The 24301-nt window shown below is 72.1% G+C and carries 18 protein-coding genes and 1 tRNA gene; 9 read left to right on the top strand and 10 right to left on the bottom strand.

Translation table 11 applies throughout. The features are described from left to right. Positions 1 to 81: 81 nt before the first annotated feature. The gene (locus ACF9IK_RS16535) at positions 82 to 684 is read right to left on the bottom strand and encodes a GNAT family N-acetyltransferase (protein ID WP_395294959.1); all 603 of its coding nucleotides are present in this window, start codon (positions 682 to 684) and stop codon (positions 82 to 84) included. Between the two features lie 125 nt (positions 685 to 809). After that, positions 810 to 2093, bottom strand: coding sequence for an adenylosuccinate synthase (locus tag ACF9IK_RS16530; RefSeq protein WP_395294958.1), 1284 nt, complete (start codon positions 2091 to 2093; stop codon positions 810 to 812). Between the two features lie 126 nt (positions 2094 to 2219). Here ACF9IK_RS16530 and ACF9IK_RS16525 point away from each other — a divergent pair, with 126 nt between their 5' ends. The 3 genes from ACF9IK_RS16525 to purM all read left to right on the top strand — a co-directional run bounded on the left by ACF9IK_RS16525 (position 2220) and on the right by purM (position 6130). Then, positions 2220 to 3101 (top strand): diacylglycerol kinase, encoded by an 882-nt coding sequence (locus tag ACF9IK_RS16525; protein ID WP_395294957.1) that lies wholly within the window; start codon positions 2220 to 2222, stop codon positions 3099 to 3101. A 279-nt stretch (positions 3102 to 3380) separates the two neighbouring features. Continuing rightward, entirely contained in the window at positions 3381 to 4964 is a 1584-nt protein-coding gene (purF, locus tag ACF9IK_RS16520; RefSeq protein WP_395294956.1) for an amidophosphoribosyltransferase, read from the top strand. An 80-nt stretch (positions 4965 to 5044) separates the two neighbouring features. Continuing rightward, the gene (gene purM, locus ACF9IK_RS16515) at positions 5045 to 6130 is read left to right on the top strand and encodes a phosphoribosylformylglycinamidine cyclo-ligase (RefSeq protein WP_395294955.1); all 1086 of its coding nucleotides are present in this window, start codon (positions 5045 to 5047) and stop codon (positions 6128 to 6130) included. A 230-nt stretch (positions 6131 to 6360) separates the two neighbouring features. Here purM and ACF9IK_RS16510 read toward each other — a convergent pair whose 3' ends face one another. Beyond that, positions 6361 to 6618 (bottom strand): DUF3073 domain-containing protein, encoded by a 258-nt coding sequence (locus tag ACF9IK_RS16510; protein ID WP_395294954.1) that lies wholly within the window; start codon positions 6616 to 6618, stop codon positions 6361 to 6363. Positions 6619 to 6992: 374 nt separating this feature from the next. Next, positions 6993 to 8150, bottom strand: a complete 1158-nt coding sequence (locus tag ACF9IK_RS16505; protein ID WP_313764945.1) for a Glu/Leu/Phe/Val dehydrogenase dimerization domain-containing protein — start codon at positions 8148 to 8150, stop codon at positions 6993 to 6995. A 199-nt stretch (positions 8151 to 8349) separates the two neighbouring features. Here ACF9IK_RS16505 and ACF9IK_RS16500 point away from each other — a divergent pair, with 199 nt between their 5' ends. Both ACF9IK_RS16500 and bldC read left to right on the top strand, forming a co-directional pair. After that, on the top strand, positions 8350 to 9291 hold the full coding sequence (locus ACF9IK_RS16500) for a hypothetical protein (protein ID WP_395294953.1): 942 nt from the start codon (positions 8350 to 8352) through the stop codon (positions 9289 to 9291). 555 nt (positions 9292 to 9846) lie between these two features. Beyond that, entirely contained in the window at positions 9847 to 10053 is a 207-nt protein-coding gene (bldC, locus tag ACF9IK_RS16495; protein WP_014137253.1) for a developmental transcriptional regulator BldC, read from the top strand. 372 nt (positions 10054 to 10425) lie between these two features. Here the strand turns inward: bldC and ACF9IK_RS16490 are convergent. The 3 genes from ACF9IK_RS16490 to ACF9IK_RS16480 all read right to left on the bottom strand — a co-directional run bounded on the left by ACF9IK_RS16490 (position 10426) and on the right by ACF9IK_RS16480 (position 15803). Next, positions 10426 to 10499 (bottom strand) — tRNA-Asp (locus ACF9IK_RS16490). 120 nt (positions 10500 to 10619) lie between these two features. Continuing rightward, positions 10620 to 14567, bottom strand: coding sequence for an ATP-dependent RNA helicase HrpA (gene hrpA, locus ACF9IK_RS16485; RefSeq protein WP_395298596.1), 3948 nt, complete (start codon positions 14565 to 14567; stop codon positions 10620 to 10622). Between the two features lie 258 nt (positions 14568 to 14825). Then, the gene (locus ACF9IK_RS16480; RefSeq protein WP_395294952.1) at positions 14826 to 15803 is read right to left on the bottom strand and encodes a LysR family transcriptional regulator; all 978 of its coding nucleotides are present in this window, start codon (positions 15801 to 15803) and stop codon (positions 14826 to 14828) included. A 156-nt stretch (positions 15804 to 15959) separates the two neighbouring features. On the opposite strand from ACF9IK_RS16480, the gene ACF9IK_RS16475 reads away from it, so the two are divergent. From ACF9IK_RS16475 to ACF9IK_RS16465, 3 genes are all read left to right on the top strand, one after another. Beyond that, on the top strand, positions 15960 to 16880 hold the full coding sequence (locus ACF9IK_RS16475) for a zinc-binding dehydrogenase (RefSeq protein ID WP_395294951.1): 921 nt from the start codon (positions 15960 to 15962) through the stop codon (positions 16878 to 16880). Positions 16881 to 16963: 83 nt separating this feature from the next. Next, positions 16964 to 18076 (top strand): alpha/beta hydrolase family protein, encoded by a 1113-nt coding sequence (locus ACF9IK_RS16470; protein WP_395294950.1) that lies wholly within the window; start codon positions 16964 to 16966, stop codon positions 18074 to 18076. Positions 18077 to 18325: 249 nt separating this feature from the next. Beyond that, positions 18326 to 20752, top strand: coding sequence for a helicase-associated domain-containing protein (locus tag ACF9IK_RS16465; RefSeq protein ID WP_395294949.1), 2427 nt, complete (start codon positions 18326 to 18328; stop codon positions 20750 to 20752). A 126-nt stretch (positions 20753 to 20878) separates the two neighbouring features. Here the strand turns inward: ACF9IK_RS16465 and ACF9IK_RS16460 are convergent, their stop codons facing one another. Next, positions 20879 to 22123 (bottom strand): plasmid pRiA4b ORF-3 family protein, encoded by a 1245-nt coding sequence (locus ACF9IK_RS16460; RefSeq protein ID WP_395294948.1) that lies wholly within the window; start codon positions 22121 to 22123, stop codon positions 20879 to 20881. Positions 22124 to 22193: 70 nt separating this feature from the next. On the opposite strand from ACF9IK_RS16460, the gene ACF9IK_RS16455 reads away from it, so the two are divergent. Next, entirely contained in the window at positions 22194 to 23327 is a 1134-nt protein-coding gene (locus tag ACF9IK_RS16455; RefSeq protein WP_395294947.1) for a hypothetical protein, read from the top strand. A 70-nt stretch (positions 23328 to 23397) separates the two neighbouring features. On the opposite strand, the gene ACF9IK_RS16450 is transcribed toward ACF9IK_RS16455, so the two are convergent. Further along, on the bottom strand, positions 23398 to 23823 hold the full coding sequence (locus tag ACF9IK_RS16450) for a cytotoxic translational repressor of toxin-antitoxin stability system (RefSeq protein ID WP_395294946.1): 426 nt from the start codon (positions 23821 to 23823) through the stop codon (positions 23398 to 23400). Continuing rightward, complete coding sequence (locus tag ACF9IK_RS16445) at positions 23820 to 24236, bottom strand: prevent-host-death protein (RefSeq protein ID WP_395294945.1); 417 nt, start codon at positions 24234 to 24236, stop codon at positions 23820 to 23822. Before ACF9IK_RS16445 ends, ACF9IK_RS16450 begins: the two co-directional genes overlap by 4 nt. Positions 24237 to 24301: the final 65 nt, after the last annotated feature.

Here is a 24301-nt window from a genome sequence, read left to right as displayed (position 1 = left end):
TTCATGGGTTGGCTGGCCTGGATGGTCAACTCCCAGCCTCAGGGCAGACGTTCGCGCACCTCTAGCGAGAAGCAGGCGCGGTCACCCGGCGGCCAGGCGCTCGGTCAGTCGCTCGCGCGCGGCCGGCCACTCGTCCCCCAGCATCGAGAAGTACGCCGTGTCGCGCCAGACGCCGTTCGCCCGCAGCTTCTCCCGCCGGTGGGTGCCCTCGTACTGCGCGCCCAGCCGCTGGATCGCGTTGCGGGACCGGTCGTTGAGCGCGTCCGTCTTCCACATCACCCGCCCCATGCCCAACTCGTCGAAGGCGTAGGTGAGCAGCAGCAGCTTGGACTCGGTGTTCACCGCCGTCCGCCAGACCGACCGGGCGTACCAGGTGCCGCCGATCTCGACCAGCTCGTCGACGGCGCTGAAGTCGTAGAACCCGGTGACGCCCACGGCTCGCCCGCTCGCGAGGTCGATCACCGCGAACTTCACCGCCGTCCCCGCCTCGACCTCCGCCAGCCGGATGTCGAGGATCGCACCCAGCTCCTCCTCGGTGGCCGGCGGGAGGAACGGGATCCAGCGCCAGACGTCCGGGTCCGGGCCGACGGTGGCCCAGAGGTCGGGCAGGTGGTCCCGGCTCAGCGGCTCCAGTCGTACGTGGCGGCCGGTCAGGGTCACGGGGGCAGGCGGCTTCGCAGTCATGATCCCGAAGGTAGCCCCGACTCTGCACTAGATGCAATCGAGATCTGCATTAGTGCAAAATTGGAGAGATAAGGGGAAGGCCCTGCGGGACGGATCCCACAGGGCCTTCGCGAACCTTGGTCGGCTCAGATGAACGAGTTGATCTGGATCGTCTCGTCCCGGCCCGGGCCGACGCCGATCGCCGAGATCGGGGCGCCGGACATCTCCTCCAGCGCCTTCACGTACGCCTGGGCGTTCTTCGGCAGCTCGGCGAAGCTCTTCGCCTTGCTGATGTCCTCGCTCCAGCCCGGCAGCGTCTCGTAGACGGGCTTGGCGTGGTGGAAGTCCGACTGGTTGTACGGCAGCTCCTCGACCCGACGGCCGTCGATCTCGTACGCGACGCAGACCGGGATCTGCTCCCAGCCGGTCAGCACGTCGAGCTTGGTGAGGAAGAAGTCGGTCAGGCCGTTGACCCGGGTCGCGTAGCGCGCGATCACCGCGTCGAACCAGCCGCAGCGGCGGTCACGGCCGGTGGTGACACCGCGCTCGCCGCCGATCCGGCGCAGCGCCTCGCCGTCCTCGTCCAGCAGCTCGGTCGGGAACGGGCCCGAACCGACGCGGGTGGTGTACGCCTTCAGGATGCCGATGACGCGGTCGATCTTGGTCGGGCCGATGCCGGCGCCGGTGCAGGCGCCGCCCGCGGTCGGGTTGCTGGAGGTCACGAAGGGGTACGTGCCGTGGTCGACGTCCAGCAGGGTGCCCTGGCCGCCCTCCAGCAGGACGACCTTGTTCGCCTTCAGCGCCTCGTCCAGCACCAGCGTGGTGTCGGCCAGGAAGGGCTTGATCTTGTCCGCGTAGCCGAGGTACTCCTCCAGCACCAGCTCGGCCGGGATGGCGCGGCGGTTGTAGAGCTTGACCAGCAGCTGGTTCTTGTCGTGGAGCGCGGCCTCGATCTTCTGCTGCAGGATCGACTCGTCGAAGAGGTCCTGCACGCGGATGCCGACGCGGTTGATCTTGTCGGCGTAGGTCGGGCCGATGCCGCGGCCGGTGGTGCCGATCCGGCGCTTGCCGAGGAAGCGCTCGGTGACCTTGTCCAGGGTGCGGTGGTACGGCGTGATCAGGTGGGCGTTGCCCGAGACCAGCAGCTTGGAGGTGTCGATGCCGCGCTCGTTGAGACCGTTGAGCTCGGAGAGCAGCACGCCCGGGTCGATGACGACGCCGTTGCCGATCACCGGCGTCACATTCGGGCTGAGGATGCCGGAAGGCAGCAGGTGCAGGGCATACTTCTGGTCGCCGATGACCACCGTGTGACCGGCGTTGTTGCCACCCTGGTAGCGGACGACGTAGTCGACGGAGCCACCGAGGAGGTCGGTCGCCTTCCCCTTGCCCTCGTCTCCCCACTGAGCGCCAACGAGCACGAGTGCCGGCACAGGCGTACACCCCTTCCGGTTGGGGCATCCTGCGTAGGCCGCAGTCTGCCCCGAGATAGACGAAGCCCCTGGCGCAATAGCGCAAGGGGCTCTTGCACCGAGAGATTACCTGAGGAAGGACCGGTCGTGTCGTCCCTGTCCACGCCTGCAACCGGCGGCCCCGAGCCGCTCCTGCTGCTCCTCGACCCGGCGGCCCGGCAGACCGACGGCGAGTCGGTGCGGATCGCGAAGGACGTCCTCTGCGGAGGGGCGGACGTCAAGGTGGCCTATCCGGAGACCCCGTCCGAGCTCGACCGGGTCCTTTCGCACCGGGGGCGGCGGCGACCGGTCGTGATCGGTTCCGACCTTGCGCTCCAGCGGGTGCTCCAAGCTCTATACCGGCAGCGTGAGCTGGGCGCGGATCCGGTGGGCGTGGTTCCGGTCGGCCGGGCGGGTGAGCTGACGGCGGCCCGCGCACTGGGTGTGCCGGGGGCCCCGGTGGCGGCGGCGCGGGCGGTGCTCTCCGGCGTGCCGCGCAAGCTGGACCTGCTGGTGGACGACGGTGGCGGCGTGGCGCTCGGCGGCGTGCGGATCGCGGGCGGCGGAGCGCGCCGGATGGTGGGCCGCACGAGTGGCTGGCGTTCGCTATGGGCGAAACTGGCTGCGGCCGAGCAGGGGACCTCACTCAGTGCCGCGGCCCGGGACCGGGAGGACCAGGACCCCGTCGGCGGGTGGGCCGACCACGGCGCCCGGCTCCGGGTCGAGGCGGACGGCAGACTGCTCGCCGACGTCCACCGCCCGGTGCGGGTGGTCCAGGTGACCCTGCCGTCCGGTGAAGGGACCGGCGCCGGCGTGATGGAGGTCGTCGTCCGCGCGCCGGGTGCCCTGGTGCGCACCCGGGCGGCGACCGTCTCGGTGGCCGGGCGCGGGTTCGGCTACGAGGTGGACGGCCGTCCGGTGGGCCCGGTGCGTGCGCGCACCTGGACGGTCCACCCGAGCGCCTGGGGCCTGCTGCTCCCGGCCGCGTAGCCGCCCGCAGCGGGGAGGCCCGACCGGGCCGGCCCCCGCCCCGGGTGAGCAGGCTCACGTTGGCCGAACGCCCGGCGAACGCCGGGCGAAGCGCCGTCCGCACACGGAACTCCCCAACAAGCGCGAACCGCAAGGCCAGGCGCCCCTCCGCCGAATTCCGGCAGCCCGAAATCCGGCCGCGGTAAGGGGTTTTGTCTACGCGCGTCGCCGACCGATCGCCCAACAAACCCGGCCGCCCGGGTTCCGGAAGCCTGTGCCAACTGCCCTAGACTCGAAGGCGTGCCACGTGGTGACGGAAGACTCAACCACGATCTTCTTCCCGGCGAGAAAGGCCCCCAGGACGCTTGTGGCGTCTTCGGTGTCTGGGCTCCCGGCGAGGAGGTCGCCAAGCTCACGTTCTTCGGCCTTTACGCCCTGCAGCACCGCGGTCAGGAATCCGCGGGCATCGCAGTGAGCAACGGCTCCCAGATTCTCGTCTTCAAGGACATGGGGCTCGTCTCCCAGGTCTTCGACGAGGCCTCGCTGGGGTCGTTGCACGGGCATATCGCCGTCGGACACGCCCGCTACTCGACCACCGGTTCCTCGGTCTGGGAGAACGCCCAGCCGACCTTCCGGGCGACCGTTCACGGTTCGCTGGCCCTCGGCCACAACGGAAACCTGGTGAACACCGCCGAACTGGCGGCCATGGTCGCCGAACTCCCCGGCGAGGAGCACGTCTCCCGCTCGGGCCGGACGGCCGCGACCAACGACACCGACCTGGTGACCGCCCTGCTCGCAGGCCACCCGGACCTCTCCATCGAGGAGACGGCCAAGCTGGTCCTGCCCAAGGTCAAGGGCGCGTTCTCGCTGGTCTTCATGGACGAGCACACGCTCTACGCCGCCCGCGACCCGCAGGGCATCCGCCCGCTGGTGCTGGGCCGGCTGGAGCGCGGCTGGGTGGTCGCCTCCGAGACCGCGGCGCTGGACATCTGCGGCGCCTCGTTCATCCGCGAGGTCGAGCCCGGCGAGCTCATCGCCATCGACGAGAACGGCATCCGCACCTCCCGGTTCGCCGAGGCCAAGCCCAAGGGCTGCGTCTTCGAGTACGTCTACCTGGCCCGCCCCGACACCTCGATCGCCGGCCGCAACGTGCACCTCTCCCGCGTGGAGATGGGCCGTCGCCTGGCGAAGGAGGCCCCGGTCGAGGCCGACCTGGTGATAGCGACCCCCGAGTCCGGCACCCCCGCCGCGATCGGTTACGCCGAGGCCAGCGGCATCCCGTACGGCTCCGGCCTGGTGAAGAACGCCTACGTGGGCCGCACCTTCATCCAGCCCAGCCAGACCATCCGCCAGCTCGGCATCCGGCTCAAGCTCAACCCGCTGCGCGAGGTCATCGAGGGCAAGCGCCTGGTGGTCGTGGACGATTCGATCGTCCGCGGCAACACCCAGCGGGCGCTGGTCCGGATGCTGCGCGAGGCCGGCGCCGCGGAGGTCCACATCCGGATCTCCTCGCCGCCGGTGAAGTGGCCCTGCTTCTTCGGCATCGACTTCGCCACCCGCGCGGAGCTGATCGCCAACGGCATGACGGTCGAGGAGATCGGCCGCACGCTGGGCGCCGACTCGCTCGCCTACATCTCGATCGACGGCATGATCGAGGCCACCAAGCAGCCGAAGGACCGGCTCTGCCGGGCCTGCTTCGACGGTGAGTACCCGATGGAGCTGCCGGACCCGGCGCTGCTCGGAAAGCTCCTGCTGGAGGCCGAGATCAAGGGAGGCCAGCAGCCGCCGGCCGTCCGCGGCAAGCCGACGAGCGGCAGTGACCTGGACGGTGTCCAGTCGCTGCTCGGCGGAGCGGGCGCGGCCGACGCCCTGCGCCGCCCGTAGTACCTCGCGGTGGGGTCCCGGAACCCGGGGCCCCACCGCCGTTCCAACCCCCCACCTCGACCCGAAAGGGCCGCACCGCAGTGACCACGAACCAGAACGGCGCCACCTACGCCGCCGCCGGCGTCGACATCGAGGCGGGCGACCGCGCCGTCGAGCTGATGAAGCAGTGGGTGAAGAAGGCCAACCGCCCCGAGGTGGTCGGCGGCCTCGGCGGCTTCGCCGGGCTCTTCGACGCGTCCGCCTTCAAGCGCTACGAGCGGCCGCTGCTGGCCTCGGCCACCGACGGTGTGGGGACCAAGGTCGCCATCGCCGCCGCCATGGACAAGCACGACACGATCGGCCACGACCTGGTCGGCATGGTCGTCGACGACCTGGTGGTGTGCGGTGCCGAGCCGCTGTTCATGACCGACTACATCTGCGTCGGCAAGGTCGTCCCGGAGCGGGTCGCCTCGATCGTCAAGGGCATCGCCGAGGGCTGCGCCCTGGCCGGCTGCGCCCTGGTCGGCGGCGAGACCGCCGAGCACCCGGGCCTGCTCCGCCCGGACGAGTACGACGTCGCGGGTGCCGGCACCGGCGTGGTCGAGGCGGACGCCCTGCTCGGGGCGGACCGCGTCCGCGCCGGCGACGTGGTGATCGCGATGGCCGCCTCCGGCCTGCACTCCAACGGCTACTCGCTGGTCCGCCACGTGCTGCTGAACGAGGCCGGCTGGAAGCTGGACCGCAAGGTCGAGGAGTTCGGCCGCACGCTCGGCGAGGAGCTGCTGGAACCGACCCGGATCTACTCCCTGGACTGCCTGGCGCTGACCCGCGCCACCGAGGTCCACGCCTTCTCGCACGTCACCGGCGGCGGCCTGGCGGCCAACCTGGCCCGGGTCATCCCGGACGGCCTGCACGCCCGCCTGGACCGCGGCACCTGGACCCCGCTGCCGGTCTTCCAGACCGTGGCCGAGGTCGGCAAGGTCGCCACCCTGGAGATCGAGAAGACGCTGAACATGGGCGTCGGCATGGTCGCGGTCGTCCCGCCGCACTCGGTGGACGTCGTGCTGTCGATCCTGGAGGACCGCGGCGTCGAGGCGTGGCTGCTGGGCGACATCGTCGAGCGCGCGGACGACCACGACGGCGGTGCGGCGCTCTACAACGCCTACGAGGGCTTCACGGCCGGCTGAGAGCCGACCCCGGCGGCCTGAGACCCGGCCGCCCGGCCCGGCCGGGGCAGCGACGAAGGGCCTCCCCGCGGGGAGGCCCTTCCGTGTGTCCGACGCCGTCGTCCGCGGCCCAGGGCGCTCGGCCTGCGGCACGCGCCACGGAGCGTCACGTCCGGGGCCTACCGCGCGCGGGAACGCCGAAAACCGGCCCGGCGCCCAGGGCGCCCGGACCGGTCAGGCCAGACTGGTGACTACGCGCGACGGCGGGCCTGGGAGGGCCCGGTGTCCGAATCCGCGTCGTCGTCCTCGTCGACGTCGCCGTAGCGAGCCGCGTACTCCGCGTACGGGTCGTCGTCCTCTTCCTCCTCGATCGGCTCCGGCTCGATCGAAGCGGTAGCGGGCGATACGCCCAGCTCGTTGGACAGACGGTTAGCGTCGAAGCCGCCGCTGTTGTACTTCAGCTGGCGGGCGACCTTCGTCTGCTTGGCCTTGGCCCGGCCGCGCCCCATGGGTCGACCCCCTCAACGGTGGGGCTCACGGCCCCGAGTCTGACACGTGTTCATGTTCAGGATCGGCCTGCCCTAAGTGGAGAAGCCGTCCCTTGGAGCATTAACGGTACCTGTTTCCGCCGCCGGACGGTACGTCGTCGGTGTGACGTGGCGCGCACCGACCGCACCCGAGACCAGGTCTTCCCAGGTCACGGGAGGTTTTGCGGCGGTTTGCACGCTGTCCGGAGGTATCTGAGGTCCGTCGTTCCCGGATCGATTATCCCCCCAAGGGGGACCTCGGATCACCCGATCGGGCGCAGAAGTGAGAATCCGGTTCCACATCGTGATGCGCGGGGGACGAGGGTCCCCCGCGCATCACGGCCGGGTCGGCCGGATCAGGCGCGGCGGGCGCCAGGCAGCAGCACCGAGCGGAGCGCGCTGATCTCCCGCATCCGCTTCTCGGCCAGGCGGTCGGCGGCGACGGCCGGCGGGACGCCGTCGGTGGCCGCCCGGGTGAAGATCTCCAGGGTGGTGTCGAAGATCTTCGTGGCCTTGTTCTTGGCCCGCTCGAAGTTGAAGCCCTCGATCTCGTCGGCGACCTGGATCACGCCGCCGGAGTTCACCAGGTAGTCCGGCGCGTAGAGGATGCCGCGGTCGGCGAGGTCCTTCTCGACGCCCGGGTGGGCCAGCTGGTTGTTGGCCGCACCGCAGACCACGGAGGTGCCGAACTCGCCGAGCGCGGCCACCGAGGCGTCGGTGAGGGCGCCGCCGAGGGCGCAGGGGGCGTAGACGTCCAGCTTGGCCTGGAGCAGGGCGGCGGTGTCGGCGACGACCTCCACCTCCGGGTGGGCGGCGCGCACGCGGTTGACGGCGGCCTCCGAGACGTCGGTGATGACGACGGTGGCGCCGTCCGCGACCAGGTGGCCGACCAGGTAGTGGCCGACCTTGCCGACGCCGGCCACGCCGACCCGCTTGCCGCGCAGGGTGGGCTGGCCCCAGCGGGCCTGGGCGCTGGCGCGCATGCCCTGGAAGACGCCGAAGGCGGTCAGGATGGAGGAGTCGCCGGCGCCGCCGTGCTCGGGGGAGCGGCCCGTGACGAACTGGGTCTCGCGCGCGACCACGTCCATGTCCTGGACGTAGGTGCCGACGTCGCAGGCGGTGATGTAGCGGCCGCGCAGGGACTCGACGAAGCGGCCGTAGGCGCGCAGCATCGCCTCGTTCTTGTCCTTGTTGGGGTCGCCGATGATGACGGCCTTGCCGCCGCCGAGGTCGAGCCCGGCCAGCGCGTTCTTGTAGGACATGCCGCGCGACAGGTTCAGCGCGTCCTCCAGCGCCGCCTCCTCGGAGGCGTACGGGAAGAAGCGGGTGCCGCCGAGGGCGGGGCCCAGCGCGGTGGAGTGGATGGCGATGATCGCCTTGAGCCCGGAGCTGCGGTCGTGGCAGAGGACGACCTGCTCGTGGCCGTCGCCGGGGGCGCCGTCCTGCTCGGTGCGGAAGATCCTGCTGAGCACGCCGGGTGCGGGGTGCGTCGCGGAGGTCTGTACGTCGGTCACTGTGGTGACTCCAGCATTCGAGGCCCGCTGCTGTGGTGCGGGCGCCTAGGGCGAAGAGTAGTCGCGGGGGCGCCCGCGATCTGCCCCCTTGTCCGAGCTCGGGCCGGTTGTCCGAGTGGTGAGACCGGGGGCGTGCGGAGTGCGTCCGCGAACGGCTCGGGGCCGGAGCCCTCCCGGCGGGCGGCCGGTGCGTGCGACGATGCAGCACGTGACCGTCGTACGCACCTCCGTGCAGCCGCCCTACGCCGCCCACCTGCGGGTCTACGAGCCGCTGGCCGCGTACCCGGAGGCCGAGCGGGCGCGCTGGCAGGCCTACGCGGCCGAGCGGGGCCCGGACGCGGCGGAGGCCGGGCGTCCGGTCGCCGCGGCGGCGCTGGAGGAGCAGCGGACGGCGCTGGCGGAGCTGGTGGGCCGCACGCCCCGGCCGCTGCCGGAGCGGGAGAGCGAGCGGGCCTTCGTCCGGGCGTTGGACGGCGTGCTCTACGTCTGCCCGTGGGCGACCCGGCTGCGCAGCTGGCAGGCGCTGGAGGAGCTGGAGGGGGCCGCCCCGGTGGCGCTGGTGGACACGGCGCTGCCGCCGGCCTCCCGGGCAGCTGCGGAGGCGGACCGGGACCGCTGGCGGGCGGAGCACCCGGACGCGCGGCCGTGGATCCTGACCAGTCGGTGGGAGGTGCCGGTCCGCTGGTTCCTGCCGTTCGGGGAGGAGGACCGCTGCTTCGTGCCGGCGGGGGAGCCCGGCGGGGAGCCGGACGGGGCCGCGGCGGCCGGGTCCCCCGCAGGAGGGGGGAAGGGGGAGGGGCCGGCGCTCTTCTACCTGACGCCGATGGCGCAGGCCCGCCGGCGGGTGGCCCGGGCGTACCGGGCGTTGCGTGAGGCGGTGCCGGAGGGGGAGCTGGTGCGCGGCGCGGAGCAGGTCGGGCGGTGGTTGGAGGAGTTCCACCCACGCTCGCTGGTGGAGCTGGACTACGGGGGGCTGGTGCACCTGCTGGGGCCGGAGCGGCTGTCGGCGGACCGTTCGGCGGGGGAGCTGGAGGACGGGCTGCGCGCGCTGCGGGCGGGGGACGCGGCGGAGGCGCTGCGGGCGTACGAGGAGCTGACGGTCCGCTGGCGGCGGGTGCTGGCCCTGCGGTACGCGAACTGAGCGGCTCTCCGGGGCCTGCGCGGTGGTCCCGGCGACGGCCCTGAGCGGGCGTCACCGCGGGCCCGGTGGCCTGTCGGTGGTACTTGTAAGACTGGAGGGAAGCTCTGGTCCGAGTGGTATGACCAAGGTCCCGGTTCGGGTCAATAGCTGTCGAACGTGACACTACTCACCGTTGACGCGAACTTACCCCTATGTGCAAAAATGGGACAACCAGCCCAACTTCACGTGAGCGTGCCCACTTTTGGGTGGTTCTGGAATCGATGCGTGCTTTGCGAGGAAACGGCGGGTCTGGTCCCCTCGTAACTAGATGTCACTATAAAGTGACTGTCCGTTATGGGGTGGTCCATCGCCATCCGTCGGCCTTGAACCCGTGAGGGGTCAATTTTGGCGGTTTGGTCGATAGGGCTGGACGGATGGTGTAGTTGTAGACACCAGGACAAGCCGTTCGTCCTATAACCGACTCGGCCCGTGTATGCCATTTCGGGCATCGCGGGCCAAGGTGCAGAATTTGAAGGATAGAACCGCCCTGGTTCGGTTCTCCCGAGGAGGCCGCTCATGACCGCTCGTACCCCTGATGCTGAGCCCCTGCTGACGCCGGCAGAGGTAGCCACCATGTTCCGCGTGGACCCGAAGACGGTTACCCGCTGGGCCAAGGCGGGCAAGCTCACGTCCATTCGCACCCTCGGCGGCCACCGCCGGTACCGCGAGGCGGAGGTGCGCGCTCTGCTGGCCGGTATTCCCGCCCAGCGCACCGAGGCCTGACGGCCGAAGGCTCTTTCAAAGGGGCCGCTTACCGGACTCCGCCGGGTCCGGTAAGCGGCCCCCTTTGCATGCCCCGGCGCGATCGGCGGAGTGCCGCCGGAGAGCATCCCGGTCGGCCGGAATGTTGAACTCCAGATAACGATTTGAGGGGCGTGGGGTGGGGGGGATTTACTGTGAATAGCAGTGCAATTTTACATATTAAATTAGTGGGCGCGCGGAGGGGGTGAAGACTGTGTGTTCGCCGGGAAAGATGAGTGACGACCGTCACGCGGACAGTCACTTGTGGTCTAGACCTAGTCCGGGGTATGGGGCGGCCGGCGGTGAAACGACGAGAGGCCCGGAACCAAACGGTTCCGGGCCTCTCGGCTACGGCGATCCCGACGGGACTTGAACCCGCGACCTCCACCTTGACAGGGTGGCGAGCTAACCAACTGCTCCACGGGACCAGAGATTTCTGATCCGTTCGCTTTGCTTGCCGCGCTGCGAACAAGACAGATCGTAGCCCATGTGGGGCCCCCAGGTCGAACTGGCTCCTGAGGGCCCCCGGCCCGCTGAGCTGGGCGGCCTCACAGCGTCGCCCGGGCCGCCTCCATCGCCTTCACGATCCGCTTCTCGGAGACGGGGGTCGGCGTACCGAGCGACTGCGCGAAGAAGCTGACCCGCAGCTCCTCGATCATCCAGCGGATCGCCAGCACCTCCGGCGAGGGCTGCCGGCCCGCCGGCACCGCCGCCAGCAGCTGCCCGTACTCCTGCTGCACCTGCTGGACCTTCAGCAGCTGCTGGGCGTCCCGCTGAGGGTGGTTGGGCAGCGCCTCCAGCCGGCGGTCCACCGCCAGCAGGTACCGCTTGAGGTCCGGCAGGCGCTGCCAGCCCGTCCCGGTGACGAAGCCCGGGTGCACCAGCGAGGCCAGGTGCAGCCGGATGTCGTTGACCGCCGAGAGCAGGACCGGGCTGCTCACCGACTTCAGCCGGGTCGACGCCTTGTGGAAGGCGATCAGCGCGGAGGCGGTCTTCAGCGTGGTGTCCGCCGAGAGGTCGTACAGGTCCGCCCGCACCTTGTCGTGCAGCTTGCCGAACGCGGCCTCGTCCCAGGCCGGGCCGCCGGCCAGGGCCATCAGCCGGTCGGCGGCGCAGGCCACCACGTCCTCGAAGAGCGCCGGGACCGAGCCGTGCGGGTTGTACGACAGGGCGAGCTTGGCCTGGTTGCCCAGCCGCCCCTGGATCGACTTCGCCGGGGAGGTGGTGGTGAGCATCAGCAGCCGCCGGGTGCCCGCCCACATCGCCGCGGTCTGCGCCTCGGGGGTGTCGAACAGCTTGATGCCGACCGCGTCCTGCTCGTCCACCAGAGCCGGGTAGGCGCGCAGCGAGTGGCCGCGCGAGCGCTGCTCGAAGGTCCGCTGCAGGACGGGCAGCGAGGCCGGCCAGGAGGTCAGCCCGGACTGCTCGATCCCGCGCCCGGAGGCGGCCGAGGAGAGCGTCTCCTTGAGCTTGGGCTTGAGCTTCAGCCGCAGCTCCTCCAGGTCCTTGGACTCGGCGAGGTTCCGGCGTCCGTCCACCACCCGGAAGGTCACCTTGAGGTGGTCCGGCACCCGCTCCTCGTCCCAGGCCTCCGGCGGCACGGTGACCGCCGTCAGCCGCTTGAGGACGAGCTCCAGGGCGGGCAGCAGCGGCTCGGCGGACCCGAAGGTGTTGGCGGCCTGGCGCTCCCTCACCTGACGCAGCGCCGCCCTCGCGAAGTCCGGGGCCGGGACGAAGTTGCGCCGGACCGCCTTGGGGAGCGACTTGATCCAGGCGGTGACCAGCTCCTCGCGCAGGCCGGGGATCTGCCAGTCGAAGCCCTCCGCGGTCACCTGGTTGAGCACCGGGAGCGGGATGTGGACGGTCACGCCGTCCGCGTCGCTGCCCGGCTCGAACTGGTAGGTGAGCTTGAAGCGGAGCTTGCCCTGCTGCCAGTGGTCCGGGTAGTCGGCCTCGGTGACGCCGTCGGCTGCGTCGTTGATCAGCATCGACTTCTCGAAGTTGAGCAGGTCCGGCTGCTCGTGCCGGGCCTTCTTCCACCAGGAGTCGAAGTGCCGGGTGGAGACGACGTCGTCCGGCAGACGGCTGTCGTAGAAGTCGAACAGGGTCTGGTCGTCGACCAGGATGTCCCGGCGGCGGGCCCGGTTCTCCAGCTCCTCGACCTCGCCGAGCAGCTTGCGGTTCTCGGCGAAGAAGCGGTGGTGGGTCTCCCAGTCGCCCTCGACCAGCGCGTTGCGGATGAACAGCTCGCGGCAGAGCTCCGGGTCGATCCGGCCGTAGTTCACCTTGCGCTGGGCGACGATCGGCATCCCGTAGAGGGTGACCTTCTCGTAGGCCATCACCGCGCCGGCCTTCTTCTCCCAGTGAGGCTCGCTGTGGCTGCGCCTGATCAGGTGGCCGGCCAGCGGCTCCACCCACTCGGGCTCGATTTTGGCGTTGATCCGGGCCCAGAGCCGGGAGGTCTCGACCAGCTCGGCCGACATCACCCAGCGCGGCGGCTTCTTGAACAGGCCGGAGCCCGGGAAGACCGCGAACCGCGCCCCGCGGGCGCCGCCGTACTCGCGCTTCTCCACGTCGAACAGACCGATGTGGGAGAGCAGGCCGGCCAGCAGCGACTGGTGGATCCGGTCGGCGTCCGGCTCGGCGTCCGGGTGAGGCTCCTCGATGGTCACGCCGAGCTGCTTGGCGACCGTGCGCAGCTGGGAGTAGATGTCCTGCCACTCCCGTATCCGCAGGTAGTTGAGGAACTCGGCCTTGCACATCCGGCGGAAGGCGGAGGAGGAGAGCTCCTTCTGCTGTTCCCGGACGTAGCGCCACATGGCGAGGTAGGAGAGGAAGTCGGAGGTCTCCGACTGGAAGCGGCGGTGCCGGTCGTCGGCCGCCTGGCGCTTCTCGGTGGGCCGCTCGCGCGGGTCCTGGATCGAGAGCGCGGCGGCGATCACCATGACGTCGCGGACGCAGCCGTTCCGGTCGGCCTCCAGGACCATCCGGGCCATCCGCGGGTCCACCGGGAGCTGGGCCAGCTTGCGGCCGAGCGGGGTCAGCCGCTTGCGGGCGTCCTTCTCGTCCGGGTTCAGTGCGCCGAGCTCGTGCAGCAGGTTGACGCCGTCCTTGATGTTGCGGGAGTCCGGCGGGTCCAGGAACGGGAAGGCGGCGATGTCGCCGAGGCCGGCGGCGGTCATCTGGAGGATGACCGAGGCCAGGTTGGTGCGCAGGATCTCGGCGTCGGTGAACTCGGGGCGGGAGAGGAAGTCCTCCTCCGAGTAGAGCCGGATGCAGATGCCGTCCGAGGTGCGGCCGCAGCGGCCCTTGCGCTGGTTGGCGCTGGCCTGGCTGATCGCCTCGATCGGGAGCCGCTGCACCTTGGTGCGGTGGCTGTAGCGGGAGATCCGGGCGGTGCCCGGGTCGATCACGTACTTGATGCCGGGGACGGTGAGCGAGGTCTCGGCGACGTTGGTCGCCAGCACGATCCGGCGGCTGCTGGAGCGCTGGAAGACCTTGTGCTGCTCGGCCGAGCTCAGCCGGGCGTAGAGCGGGAGGACCTCGGTGGACTTCAGCTTCATCCGGTTGAGCGCCTCTGCGGTGTCGCGGATCTCCCGCTCGCCGGAGAGGAAGACCAGGATGTCGCCGGGGCCCTCCGCCTGCAGCTCCTCGGCGGCGTCGCAGATCGCCTGGATCTGGTCGCGGTCGCGGTCGGCGTCGGTGGAGTCGTCCTCGGCGTCCTCGTCGAGGACCGGGCGGTAGCGGACCTCGACCGGGTACGTCCGGCCGGACACCTCGATGATCGGGGCGTCGCCGAAGTGGCGGGCGAAGCGCTCGGGGTCGATGGTCGCGGAGGTGATGACGACCTTGAGGTCCGGGCGGCGGGGCAGCAGCTGCTTGACGTAGCCCAGGATGAAGTCGATGTTGAGGCTGCGCTCGTGCGCCTCGTCGATGATCAGGGTGTCGTACTGGCGCAGCTCGCGGTCGGTCTGGATCTCCGCGAGCAGGATGCCGTCCGTCATCAGCTTGACCAGGGTGTCCTGGCCGACCTGGTCGGTGAACCGGACCTTCCAGCCGACCGCCTCGCCGAGCGGGGTGCGCAGTTCCTCGGCGACCCGCTCCGCCACCGTGCGGGCGGCGATCCGGCGGGGCTGGGTGTGGCCGACCAGGCCGCGGACACCGCGGCCCAGCTCCAGGCAGATCTTCGGGATCTGGGTGGTCTTGCCGGAGCCGGTCTCGCCCGCCACGATCACCACCTGGTGGTCGCGGACGGCCGCCAGGATCTCGTCCTTCTTCTGGCTGACCGGGAGCTCGGCGGGATAGGTGATGGTCGGGACGGCGGCGCGGCGCTGCTCGACCAGCAGCTCGGCGCGCTCGATGTCGCCGGCGATCTCGGCGGCGATCTGCGCACGCGCCTCGGGCTTGCGGACCCGGCGGGCGCCCTCCAGACGGCGCCCGATCCGCACCTCGTCGCGGAGGGTCAGCGCGGGGAGACGGGCGGCCAGCTCGCCGATGCCCGGGCCCGTGTCGGGCGCCTGGGCGGATGCGTCGGCGGACTGGACTGCGGGAGAACTCACTGCGGGCATCCCTCTAGGTTCGCAAGGAGGCGGGGTGGTGTGCACCCCGGTTTTCGAGCCCCTCCAGTGTCACAGCCGCCGGTGCGGACGCGCGAACCCCGGCCGGCCGGTCGTTCGAACGGCGGGCAGCGGCGCGGTCGGCCGGTCCGGGTCGGCCGGTCCGGCGGACGCGGGCCCGGGCGGGCCGCGCCGGGCTCAGCGGCCCAGGGCGTCCTCGTCCGGGCCCGGCAGCCAGTCCCGCGCCGGGTCGTACTCCAGCCAGCGGCTGCGCCGCGCCTCCTCGCCGAACGCCCCCAGCAGCGCTTCCAGCCGGGGGTGCGGCTGGGCGTCGTCCTCGCGCCACACCAGCGACCAGGCGTAGAGCGGGGTGGGGTCGACCAGCGGGACGGCCCGCACACCGGGCCGACCGCCGCCCACGGCCGGAAGGTCGGGCAGCGGGCAGTCGGCGGGGAGGAGGGAGAAGCAGGTCGGGTCGGCGCGGACCCGTTCGACGAAGTGCTCCAGGCCGAGGTTGGTCGAGCCGGTCCGCCCCTCGACACCGAACCGGTCGGCGAACCGGGTCAGGAAGTCCAGCCGGCCCACCGCGGCCGGGTAGCGCAGCACGCCGTCGCGCAGGTCGGCCGGGCGGAGCACGTCCCGCCCGGCCAGCGGGTGGTCGGTGCTCAGCAGCGCGTCCACCGGCTCCAGCCGGACCAGCCGGTGCGCCAGACCCGCGTCCCGGCCGTCCGGCAGCGGGTGCACCCGGCCGAACCCGGCGTCCGACTCGCCCCGCAGCACGGCGGCCGCCACCGAGGGCAGATCCCGCCCCGGCACCGGCTCCACCTCCAGCCCCGGCACCCCCTCGACGGCCCGCGCCACCGTCCGCATCGGTGCGTACAGGTGCCCCCACACGTCGATCCGCAGCGGCCGCCGCGGGCAGGCCACCGCCGCCACCGCCCGGTCGCCGTGGACGAGCAGCCGGCGGGCCGGTTCCAGGAAGCGCCGGCCGGCGGGGGTCAGCCCGACCCCGTGCGCGTCGCGGTCGAGCAGCCGGGCACCGAGCGCCGCCTCCAGCCGGGCGACCCGCTTGGACAGCGCCTGCTGGCTGATCGCCAACCGCGCGGCGGCGCGCCCGAAGTGCAGTTCCTCGGCCGCCGCCGTGAAGGCGCGGACCTGGGCGAGATCGAGATCCATGGCCGCCCAGCGTAGGGGCGACAACGATCGGTTGTCCTCGCACCTGAGCGGTTGTTGGACCGGGCCCGGACGACCGCGGTCTGCTGGGAACCGCCCGGGGACCGCCGCCGCGGCCGCCGGACCGCCCGGCGCGGGACCGAGGGAGGGAACGGGACCATGAGGGCGCTGAAACCGACCGGACGGGCCGACGTCACGGTCGGGTTCGCCGAGGTCGAGCAGCCGCGGCCGGGCCCGGGCGAGGCCCTGGTCAAGGTCGAGGCGTTCTCGCTCAACCGCGGCGAGACCTTCCAACTGGAGGCCCCCGGGCCGGGCTGGCGTCCCGGCAAGGACGTCGCCGGACTGGTCGTGCAGGCCGCCGCCGACGGGTCCGGCCCGGGCGTCTGCCGCCGGGTGGTCGGCCACCCACCGGCAGGCGGCTGGGCCGAGTACGTCTGCGTCCCCACCACGTCGCTGGCCGAGATCCCGGACGAACTGGACAGCGTGCGGGCCGCCGCCCTGCCGCTGGCCGGCCTGACCGCCGTCCGGCTGCTGCGCACCGCCGGGGCCCTGGCCGGCCGCCGGGTGCTGCTGACCGGCGCCTCCGGGGGCGTCGGCCACTACGTCACCGAGCTGGCCGCGGCCGCCGGCGCCGAGCTGACCGTCGTCACCGCCTCACCGGAGCGCGGCCGGAGCCTGGCCGCGCTGGGCGCGGCGGAGGTGGTGCACGAGCTCGCCGCGGCGCGCGGGCCGTACGACCTCGTGCTGGAATCGACCGGTGGCCCGGACCTGGCGCTGGCGCTCGCCAGGCTGGCCCGGCGCGGCACGCTGATCTGGTTCGGCCAGGCCTCCCGGACGCCCGCGACGCTCGACTTCTTCGGCTTCTTCGCCGGGCCGGAGTCGGCCACCCTGCGGCACTTCCACTACGCCGACTCCGACGTGCCCGACGGGGTGGACCTCGCCACCCTGGTCCGCCTCGTGGGGGAGGGGCGACTGACCCCGGAGATCGGCCGGGTCGCGCCCTGGACGGAGACCGCCGCCGTCCTCACCGACCTGCGGGAGCGCCGCATCCGCGGCAAGGCCGTGCTCACCCTGGCCTGACCCCGGGCACCGGCCGTGCACCCGAACGGCCCACGCCCGCACCCACCGGCGTACCCGAACCCGCAGAGGAGCGAACCGCACCCATGACCGGCACCCCGTCCCCGTCCCCGTCCCTCCCCGACCTCTCCTTCCTCGACCTCTCCTTCCTCGACCACCCGGCGCTGCTCCCGGCCTTCGTGGAGGAGAACCGCCCCCGCGCCACCGGGGCCGGGCTGGACCCGCACGAGTACACCCGGGTCACCGCCTTGCTGCGCTCCCTGCACGAGTGGCCCGAGGCCTGCCGCGCGGCCGGACGCCGCCACCTGACCGCCGCCGACCGCGCCGCCGCCGAGGGCCGTACGGTGTCGGCCGGCGAGGCATACGAGGCGGCCGCCCGCTGGTTCCACGCCGCCGGGCTGCTGCCGCACCCCGACCGCGCAGCCGCCGCCGAGGCCGCCGTCGAGGCGGACGAGGCGATGCGCCGGGCGCTGGCCCACCTCGACCCGGCGGCCGAGCGGGTCGAGGGCGGATCCTTCGCCGGCTGGCTCCGCCGCCCGACCGGGGTCGCCCACCCGCCGGTGGCGCTGGTCGTCCCGGGGATGGACTCCGGGAAGGAGGAGTTCCACGCCGTCGCCGGGGCCCTGCTGGCCCGCGGCACCGCGGTCCTCGCCATGGACGGCCCCGGGCAGGGCGTGCTCGCCGCGACCAGCGCACCCGAACCGGACTACCACCGCGTGGTCGGCCGGGTGATCGACGCCCTGACCGCGCACGGCGGCGTGGACACCGACCGGGTCGGCGTGATCGGCCTCAGCCTCGGCGGCTACTACGCGGTGACCGCCGCCGCCCACGAGCCCCGGATCCGCGCCACGGCCGTCGTCAGCGGCCCGTACCGGCTGGACTGGGACGCCCTGGTCCCCTTCGTCACCGCGACCCTGACCCAGCGCTGCGGCACCCCGGAGGCGGCCCGCGCCTTCGCCGCCCGCGTCGACATGACCGGTCTCGCCCCGGCGGTCACCGGCCCCCTCCTCGTCGTCGAGGGCGGGGAGGACCGCATCCCCGGCGTCACCAACGCCGACGTCCTCGCCGACCGGGCCCCGCACGCCGAGCTCCTGCTCGTGCCGCACGGCAACCACCTGCTGGGCAACGCCCTCGCCGACTGGCTCCCCGCCGCCGCCGACTGGCTCACCGCGCGCCTCGGCACCCCGTCAGCCCGGTGACCGGGGCCGCCGGGGCCGTCGGGGCCTCAGTGACCGCGCAGCCCGTCGGTGACCGGCTCGAAGCGGACGGCTCGGGAAGAAGGAGCCGGTGCCGCTCATCACCGGCGACACCCGAACCCGGCGCAGCAGCCGCGGCCGAGTGCGGCATCGAGGCCTTCGGGTAGCTGCGGAGACCGGGCGATGCGGGCGGTGGGGCCGACTTCAGGCCTCGTGGCCCGCCCTCGTCGGCGACTCGCTACGCTTGGTGCGGTGAAAGCCGTACGAAGCCTCGCGATCTGGCTGGCCGACCGTACTCCTTCGCAGCTGACCGAACTGCTGGAGCAGCGCGAACTGCCCTGTGCGGCCGGGGTGGCGAACCTGACCGGCCTGGCCGACCACCTGCTGACGGACGCCTCGACGGCCCTGGGGCTGAGCGAGATCAGCCTCGGGGACCTTCAACTGCTGCTCGCCGTGGCGACCCTGGCCGAACGGTTGCACGGTCCGCTCCCGGCCGTCCCGCCTGCTCACCACCTGCTCATGGGCTACGGCGGCCGTTCACCGCGACTCGACGTACCTGCGGTCGACCCCGCTGAACGGTCCGTGACCCGGGAACAGCTCTTCCGATTCCTGCAACTCGACGGCGCGGGTCGGTCCGCGGCCGAGGCCGCGCTGTCCCGGTTGACCGAGCGGGCCCTGGTGCTGCCCTCGTCCGGGAGCACGGTCACCGTTCCGATCCTGGTCCACCGTCAGGCGGGCGACGGCGACGGCTACGGCCGGCCCGCCGAACACCTGCTCACCGAGGCCTTCAACGCTCCGGAGATCCACCGCATCGCGCAGGGACTGGGGCTCGCGAAGGCGCGGACCCGTGACGAGGCGCAGCGGCAGATCGTGGACGTGCTCAGGGACGCGAAGCGCGTGCGGGCCATGGCCGCCGAGGCGCCGCCCGCGGCCTTGGACCTGCTGGGCAAACTGGTTCCGGGCCCGCCTCTGCTGCGCACGCACTGCTTCGTCTCCCGGTACGGCGCCGGCTTCTACCCGGGCTCCGGAGGCAAGTTCACCTTCCGGGAAAGCGGCTCGGGAGATCCCGGCACGGACTGGCTGGCCGCCCGGGGCATGGTCGTTCCGGTGGATGAGGACCTGGTGGAACTGCCGCGTGAGGTGGCCGACGCGTTGCGCGACCACGACCGCGCGCCGAGCTACCGGCCTGCCCCGCCCCCGGTCGAGGGCACGGCGGAGATCCCCAGCGGTGCGGTCGAGACGCAGGCGCAGGCGGCATTGGCCGAGGCGGCCTCCCGGGTCGAGCTGATGCTCCGCCAGCTGGTCGTGCAGCCGCTCGCCGTGCGCAAGGCGGGTGGGATCGCGGTCCGGGACACCCGCCGGCTGGCGAAGGCGGTCGGATTGCCGGAGGAACAGGTCCGGTTGTGGCTCGACCTGGCGAACAACGCGGACCTGATCACCCCCTGCGCCGAGGAGCCGGAGGCCCCGGCGAGAGGGCGGGGCCGCGCGCGTCGGCCGGAACCCCAGCCCCCTGCCCGGATGCTGCCCACCGAGCGGTACGACGAGTGGCTGGCAGCTGCGCCCGCTCAGCGGCTGTTGCCGCTCGTCGTCACCTGGGCCGTGGTGCCCGAGGTGTTCAGCCACTGGCCGGACGAGAGCGACACCCCGGTCGCGCTGGTCGTGCCGGAGGACGGCGAGGCCGTCGATCTGCGCTACGCCGTGCTGGCGGCTCTGGCCACCCTTCCGACCGGTCACGGAGTTGCCACCGGCAGGTCCGCCCGCACGCGGGCGACCGCGCTCTCCGGTCTCGTCGCCACGGCGGCCTGGTTCCGTCCGACCGTCCTCGCCCAGGGGGCGTGGGAGATCGAGCGGGTCGAGGCGACCCTGGCGGAGGCGGAACTGCTCGGGGTCGTCGCCCGCGGAGCGCTGACTCCTCTCGGGCACGCCGTGCTCGGTTTCCTGAGGGCGGGTGGACATCGCCACTTCCCCGCCGTTCCGGGCGCCGGGCCGGCGCTGCGCGCCCATCCCGCGCTGGGCGACGCGGTTCGGCAGGTGTCCGCGGCCCTGGACGCCCTGCTGCCCGCGCCGCAGACCACCGCCCGGTTCCAGGCGGACCTCACGGTCGTGGTCGCCGGAGCCGCCGCGTCGGAGCTGACCGATCTGCTGGCCGCCTGTGCGGACCGGGAGTCGGAGGGCCATGCCGTGGTGTGGCGGGTCACCCCTGCGGCGGTCCGCCGGGCACTGGACTCCGGATGGGATGCCGCCGACCTGCTGGCTCGGCTGGCCGACGTCTCCGAGGGCGGCCGGCCGCTTCCGCAGCCTCTGGAGTACCTGATCAAGGACACCGCGCGGACCCACGGCCGGATGCGAGTGGTGCGCTCCGCCTGCTGCATCCGCTCCGACGACGAGGCACTGGTGTCGGAGCTCGCTGCGGCCCGTGCGCTGGCCAAGCTCGGGTTGCGACGGATCGCGCCGACCGTGCTGATCAGTACGGCCGAGCCCGAAGCAACGCTCGCCGCGCTTCGCAGTGCCGGCTACGCCCCCGTACTGGAGGCGGAGACCGGGACGACGGTCATCGAGAAGGCCCGTAGGGAACGCGGCCCCAATCGCATGCCGTCACTGTCCGGGGCACGACCGCGCCAGGGCAAGGGACCGAGCACCGCCGCTGCGCTGGCGGGCGCATTGCTGGCCGGCCGGTGATCAGGGGGCGCAGGATGCGCCCGTCGACACGTTCGAGTGCGTACGCTGCGTACTCACTGGGCTCGTGGGGGCCGCGACCGTCCGCCGTCCCGTTGGCGTCAACCGGCACGGACGAGCCGGTGGGGCTCACCAGTCGAGAGCGCGGAGCCGCCGGTTCGTCCGGTGAAGGTCGAAACGGGTCGGGTCGAAGTCGGATGCTGTTTCGAGGCCGAGCCAGCGCAGCAGGTCCTCGCGCTCGGGATGGGAGGGGCCGCTGAGGGCCTGCTTGAGGTCGTCGTATCCGGGCGCGCCGCCGCAGTCCTCGGGTGGGCAGGCTCCTGCCCCGTCGACGCACAGCGGGTAGTGGTGGCCCGCGCCGGCCGCCACTTGGCGCTCGACGAGGATGCGGTGCTCCCACGAGTCGCCGAAGTCGTAGGTGTAGTCGAGGAACTCTCCCTCCTTGACCACGGCGTCCAGGCCGACGGCGGTCTCGTCGACGAAGTCGAGTTCGGAGGAGGGATGGGCGTAGTTGACACCTTTCACCTCGAACGCGTGCAAGTGGCAGTTCTGCCAGCCCATGGCGGCCTGGATGACCAGGTGCAGCCGGTCGAGGTGGAATCCGGCCGGGACCTGAACGCAGCGCCAGACGGCGGGCTGTTCCACATCGGCGAGTTCGATGCGGAGCTGGTAGACGGGATCGCCGGGGCGTGCTTCCCCGCGCAGCCGGGCCATGGCTTGACGGCCCCGCAAGGTGAGGGCGACGGCGTCGCCGACGCGCCTGACCGAGCCGAGGCCGAGGAGCGTCGCGAGCACGCGGTCCACGTCGCGGTCGTTGCTCTGGTGTAGCAGCCGGAGGCGGTCCTCGGGAAGATCGTCGAGGACGTAGAACCCGGAGACCTTGTCCCACGCCGCAGCCTGAAGCTCCTGCTCGGGAAGCAGGTCGTCGGCGGCGTACAGGCTCGTCAACAGCACCCGAAGCCCGGCCGGGTACTCCTCGGCGAAGATCGAGCCGAGCCACCCGGAGGGGAGCACCGCCTCGCCGATGCGGGGCAGGGCCTCGAACAGTGCGTCGAGGGCTTGCTCAGGGTGCTCCACTACGCGCGCGTTCTTCTTGACCCGTACCAGACGGCCGCCGACGACCCGCAGCAGCCGGGCCGCCCTGGCCCATTCCACCAGCAGGTTCAGGTGGTACAGCTCCTGGCTGGACTTGGTCTTGAACGTCCTGTCACCGATGGCCGGGTCAATGGTGTCGCCGGTCTCCAGGAGCGCGACCAGGGCCCGCGCGTCGGCGAGGGTGACCTTACCCGTCTGGGTGAGCTTGCGCCCTGCGCCGATCCAGCCGACGAGACCTCGGATCTGCTCGACGGTGCGTGGCTGCTCGGGTTCCATCATCGGTTCCTGTCTGCCTTGGGCTTGACGGGTTCCATCATCGAGGATCGGCAGACTCGCTAGGGTCGTGGTGATGAGCGAGTACCAGTACTACGAGTTCCTGGCGATCGACCGGCCGCTGACCCGCGAGGAGCAGGGGCAGCTGCGGGCGCTGTCGACCCGGGCCCGGATCACCGCGACCAGCTTCACCAACGAATACCAGTGGGGCAACTTCCGGGGCGACCCCAGGCGGATGGTGGAGCGGTACTACGACGCCCACCTCTACCTGACCAACTGGGGAACCCACCAGGTGATCCTGCGGGTGCCCAAGGGGCAGCTCGCGCTGCGGGCGGTGGAGCCGTACTGCTTCGACGAGTCCGTCGAGGCATGGACGACCAGGACCCACCTCATCCTCGACCTGCGCAGTGAGGACGAGAGCGGAGACTGGGACGAGGGTGCCGAGGACTCGCTCGGCGCCATCGCCGGGGTTCGGGCCGAGCTGGCCTCCGGGGATCACCGCGCCCTGTACCTCGCGTGGCTGTCCGGCATCGGTGCCTGGGCACTCCAGGAGGACGACGAGGAGGCTTACCAGGACGAGGTCGAGCCCCCGGTCCCGGCTGGGCTCGACCGGCTCACCGCACCACAGCGAGCGCTCGCGGACTTCCTGCGCGTCGACGCCGACCTGCTGGCGGTCGCCGCCCAGGCCAGCCCGCCCGCCCCCGCGCCTCGGAAGAGGCCCGGGAAGAAGGAACTGGCGCCGCTGATCGCCGCACTCCCCGAGAAGGAGAAGAACGACCTCCTGCTGCGCCTGGCACTGGGTGACGAGCCCCAGCTGGGGGCCGACCTCCTGCGCCGGCTGCGCGGCGAGCCGCCCGTCGCGACGGTGCTGGGGCAGCGCTCCGCCGCCGAGTTGCTGGACGCCGCGCACGCGCGAGCCACCGAGCGCCGACAGCGCGGTGAGCGGGTCCGAGCCGAGGCACGCGCGGCGAAGCTGACCGCCCTGGCTGCCGACGAAGAAGCGATCTGGCGCGAGGTCGAGAACCACGTCGCCCGTAAGCAGGCGGCCCGCTACGACACCGCCGTGGCCCTCCTGGTCGAGCTCCGCGACGCCTGCGACCACATCGGGCGCGGCCTTGAGTTCCGGCAGCGGCTCGCAGCACTCCGCGACCGGTACCAGCACCTGCCCGGCCTGCTGCGCCGGCTCGACGACCGGGCCCTGCGGGGCTGAGGCCCGTCCTTCCCACTGGTGGGTGCGCCGAGGGACACCGCCGACTCCGGCTGCAACCCGGCGACCGGGGTCAGCGGCCCTCGGTCCAGAACTGCTGGAGTCGCGCGATCGCCTGGGCCTTGTCCAGCTCGGCGACCTGGTCCTCGGCGAGTCCGACGCGGTTGATCAGCATGTGGACCAGATCCGCGGGAAGCGCCTCGCGTGGCGGCTCGGGCACGCCTCGATCGGGAAGCGTGCCGTCCAGGACGCACGGCCAGAAGACATCCTCCGTCACGTCCAACTGGTCGCGGAGGATGTGCGCCCACATGCTCGCGCCGTACCCGGTGCGGTCGACCGGATGCGACACCCGAGTACGCAGGATCCGCCCATCGGGGAGCCCGAACTCATAGGTGATGTGGTGGGTGCCGGTGCGACCGTGCGCGTCGCGTACCCGATCCCAGCCTTCGACCTTGCAGAACTGCTCGTGTCGTTCGCGTGTCGGCTGAGGCCAGGTCACTTCGCGACTCCGAGCAGCCAGTCGCGGAGCTGCGCGTCGTCGCTGAGACCGATCAGCTGGACCAGGCCCCAGTTGTCACGGTGGTTGGGCGCGTTCAGGAGCCGGTCCTGCCAGTCATCCGCGTACTCGCGCAGCGCGTCGACCATCTCGTCGATGGCCTCATCGAACGTGCCGCCATCCGCGGCGACCGGGAGGCCGGGGAAGAACACCGACCAGCCACCGCCCTCGGCGATCACCTCGGCCTTGGACGGACACAGCAGCGTGAGCGCGTGGCGCAGCCGCCCCGCATCGACCACGGCCGCATATCCGGTGTCCCGGCGAACGGTCGCGACCCGGCCCTGCCCGGCTGCGTCCAGTAGATCCTTCAGGTGCGCTCGGGCTTCGGTGTAGCTCTCGTAGTGGACCGCTGTCATTGGAAGCCTCCTCGTCCGAGGACCAGGGTCGCGCCAGTACGTGAAGTACGTCAAGTACTTCACGC

Origin of the sequence: Kitasatospora hibisci, from assembly GCF_043950205.1 — a bacterium.
In the GTDB taxonomy this organism is placed as follows: Bacteria; Actinomycetota; Actinomycetes; order Streptomycetales; family Streptomycetaceae; genus Kitasatospora; species Kitasatospora hibisci.
Note: the sequence above shows the minus strand (reverse complement) of the source record. Positions and strands in the feature narration are given on the sequence as shown.